Source organism: Moorena sp. SIO3H5 (assembly GCF_010692395.1).
Taxonomy (GTDB): domain Bacteria; phylum Cyanobacteriota; class Cyanobacteriia; order Cyanobacteriales; family Coleofasciculaceae; genus Moorena.
In genome coordinates this window covers 1-4,092 of record NZ_JAAHHS010000546.1, presented here as the reverse complement: position 1 = coordinate 4,092, position 4,092 = coordinate 1, and the positions used below count along the sequence as shown (strand labels likewise).

Annotated in this window: 2 protein-coding genes; both read right to left on the bottom strand. The window is 43.3% G+C overall.

Annotated features, from left to right (window positions below; all coding sequences use genetic code 11):
• A partial coding sequence (locus F6K52_RS33230) for an asparaginase (RefSeq protein WP_293088917.1) occupies window positions 1–1,328 on the bottom strand: 1,328 nt, incomplete at its 3' end.
• 480 nt (window positions 1,329–1,808) lie between these two features.
• On the bottom strand, window positions 1,809–3,623 hold the full coding sequence (hpsL, locus tag F6K52_RS33225; protein WP_364420958.1) for a hormogonium polysaccharide biosynthesis protein HpsL: 1,815 nt from the start codon (window positions 3,621–3,623) through the stop codon (window positions 1,809–1,811).
• Window positions 3,624–4,092 lie beyond the last annotated feature (469 nt).

The following is a 4,092-nucleotide window of genomic DNA, read 5'->3' as shown; positions in this document are numbered from 1 at the left end:
CCGACGCCCTTCCGATCTCCCTGTCCGGGCTCGTTGGTCAAAATTGCAGTGCCATCGAGAGCCATAATAGTTTCTCCAGGGGCTAAGAAGCCTTCTCCTCTGGCATCGAGAACGTTGACATCCATAATCTCGCCCACGAGATTGGTCATCATCAGTTCCTTAATCTTGTATTGATTCCAGTTATAGTATTGACCTAACAACTTTAAGTAAGTCAGCTTGCTTGCAGCCGCAATTGGGGTCATATCATAGGCACCAACTGCTCCTACCTGACTCAGCCAGGAACCTGCTGCATAAGTCTGGGAATTAACAGTCCCGCTTAGAACCTGTGTACAGTCAACAATCACCGTACCATTGTTATCAGCTTCGTCGAGAGTTTTGTAAATCGCCCCATTTTCAGGAGTGCCTGGATTGCCAGAAGGGAAATTCCCTGCCCCATAAGACTCCAGAATTAAACCATCTACTCCCTGATTAATACAGGCCGCCAGCATATCCCCAAGTACGCTGGTATTGGGGTCAGCAGATACATCATAATAGGCGGGGAAAGCCGAAAAGGGAAGAACGGTAGTGTTGTTAATATGATCGTTAATGTAGGTCAGTTGAGCTGACAAAGCGTCATAAGCAGGCTCGCCCTTGACAGAGAGTGCCAGGGAGGGGTCTGTGGGTAAGGGGCGCACTACTTTGTTGTTGACATCAAAGTCTAAGCCATATTCCCCAATATTGGGATAGTTAGGAGTAGAGAAGGCTTTGAACTCACTGGCGTTGGTCTTCACCGTACGATTGCCCCTCATTAAGGTGGAATCAAAGTACAGACAAACTTCAGGTACACCTTCACAACAGGACGTTACTGCACCACAGACGTTTTGGAGAGCATCGGTGTTGAAGCGTACAGTATAGGAGGAGTCGGCTTTCTCTACAAATAGTGGCAGTTGGGACCCAGTGACAACCACCGGCTTGCTCAACAAAGCGTTATAGTTGCCATCCCTATCCAGCCCCGTCATCAAAAACGACAGTATGGAAGCTGTCCAAGCCATGGTGTCCGTGCCATGGAGTACAATAAAAGACTCATAGCTATCGTAGGCTTCCAAAATTGCGATCGCAATAGTACACCAGTCTTGGGGCTGCAAGTTGGTACTGTCGAGAGTGCTGTTACTCGGGCCAAACCCGATATCAATATACCCAATCGTACAATCGGGATATTGACTTTGAATTATCGGCAAAATATTCTCATCAAAAGCCTTTTGGAAACCAACAGTATCTAGTGGATACAGCCCATCAGGTCCCTGCACAGAACCAATAGTGCCCCCGGTATATAAAATTCCTATGTTCATTAAACAATCAGAAAATTAATTATGTTTGCTACTAAAGTATATAGAATTTATGGAAAAAGGGAACATGGAACAGTGGATCAGCGGAACAGGGAGCAGGGAGCATTAGTAAGGAGTTCCAAATAGTTTTTGATTTATGGATAAACCGATTGCTTTTTAACCAGAGAACCCTCCCGCATCTTTAGAATATTTTTGGAAGGAAGATTAGTTTTTATACTAATATTATGTTCGGTTTAATACCTCAGGGGGTGACAAGCGCTCTTTAAAATCTTACAGGGGTTAGGTTTTAGAGGTTAGGTGTTAGGTAAAATTGTCAAGCGGGATGGATTGATTAAAACTATCATTGACGTTGTATGGTGAAAATTGCTTCAATTGCTGGCAAATACAAATGACTCCGATGCGCTCATTTTACCCAAAACCTAACACCTAACACCTAATACCTATCTAGGTTTGAGCTTTGTTGTCACCCCGTAAGCATGTTTACTAAACTTTTATAGCCCTTACCCTGCCTTTTGCTTTTTGCCGTTTACCTTTTCCCTTTTTCGATGCCTTGATACGTCCTTTCTTTTTAAGTTTAGGGTCGTTTTCCTGTGCTGCCTCTAATTTCTCTAGTTCTTCTTGTTCTTGGCGATTTATTTCGGGCAACTTGAGGATAATACCAGTCATCAACCAATAATAAATTGCCACTGGATCTACATCTAAGGGATAGTAATAGGTTTGGTAGCTAATAAACAAAATAAATACCCAATAGCTGGCACCGATACTCCGCAAATCCTTGTTTTTGACAGAGCGGTAAGCCTTGAAGGTAAGTACAGTAATAGCAGTTACAAATATTAGAAAAGCCAGCAGCCCCAGCGGACCAACTTCATGCATTACTTTGGGAAACCAAGTTTCTACCAAACTAGTTTTACCGAAAACACGAGCAGAGTTAGTCGCTCGTCCTAATCCCAGACCAATTAATGATCCTCTGAGTCTACTCCAGGTAAAAGCAAATTGATGAAGGATAAAATCATCCGCTGGTGCAGCTTCCCAACGACCGATAAAACTATCTATCCGTTCCTGAACTACTTCAGGAAAAGCAGTTGCCGCAATTCCCAATAAAAGCACTAATCCTCCCAGAATAGGTAAAAACCGTTTAAGGTTAGTGACTTGACCGGTTAAAACCATCAAGATTACGGTTACAGTTGGCACCAAAGCCAGAGCAATCCGCTGACCAGAGACTACTGCCAGAACAAAAACCAATGCCATGGCAGCTAAACCAACACTCCGCCAACGACCGGAGGGATCGCTGAAAGCAGTAGCAAAGCTAAAAAAGGCATTAGAAATCAGGAACCAGCCCCACTGCCAAGGCGCAACAAAAGTTCCTGGTAACCGGATTTGTCCCACTTGAGGACTATACAGTAACGATCCACCCACAAAACATCTAGCGTCTAGGGAAGCTTTGAATAACGCAGACCCTACTCCGAATTGGGTTCCAGCGCATCTACCAGTTTTGAGCATCATGTACTGAATAAAGGCCAGGCTACAGCACATAATAGCCAGAACTGTGAACATCCTTGAGAGGAAGAGTAATTCTTTCTTGCTATGGATCAGGTAGTAAGCACAAAAGATTAAGGGAATGTATCCCAAAAAAACTTTCAAACCCAAAATTCCCATTAGTATCGGCTGTCCATCGTCGCAGGTTATACCTCTACGCATCCCTGGTAAATCTGAACAGGGGGGAAGTAGTTGCTGGGCACCATTAGCAAACAAAAGTGTCAGCAAACTTGATGCGCACAAAATTCCTAAGGGTACCATTAGGGACTTGGCTACTATGATCGGTTTTCTTTGCTGCTTACACTCTTGTATTAGGCCAATCAAAGCCGGGATATAGATACCATCTTTAGCCAGCTGGAGCAATGGACTATTGCCAATGGCGTAAATGATTGTGCCACTAAAAGGCATATAGATCATGAATGCCCAAAATGCTTTGCGAGGATATTTATAGGACAGAACCAGACAAGGCAGACCCGCTACTGCAGCTGCACCAGCTTTAGGATCAACCACCAGAGCCAGCAACACCCCGATAATCGCTCCAAACGCTGCTGTCATAGTAATAATTTGGATGACTTCTTTACGCGCTCGTTGTGCTTGGCGTTTTTGAGCTAACTGTTGCTTGAGATTTAAGGTTGTGGTCTCAGATGGCGTTTTCCCTTTCTTTGATGACTTAGATTTTGACCGACCTTTGACCATGGCAGAACCATCCCATTGTGTATCGATGTTATTATTTTCTTCTAATTTGGCATGTTCAAGTTTCAATTGGTGTTTGCGCGACGGTCAAGGGAGCTTGTATCAGCATTTGGAAATCTTTCGACTCTTGATACGAAAACTAGCATGATTAACCTATGTTGATATAAAAAACAGCTAAAAAACTCCCGTTACTCTGATTGATTGAGTCAAAGTAACGGGAGTTTTAATGTTAGCTTGAGGTTGCCATAGCGTGATTGGAACCTTGAAAGTAATCAAGCATTTCGTTAGCTATAACTATCACGAAAATACTGCCAATAGTTTCCTATGCACCCCTATGAAATATTAAGTTCAGGGTTTTTAACCCTTTTTCTTGACGCTTTCAATAGATCTAGTTTTTGACTGTAGATGGGCAAGGAGTTCTCCTGAAGAGAGACTCAAATCAGGGTTGATGATTTACCGTCAACCATAAACCGATTACTTAAACCATCTAAGTCAACAAAGATACAAGTTAATGATGCCAGTTATATGCTGACCAAAG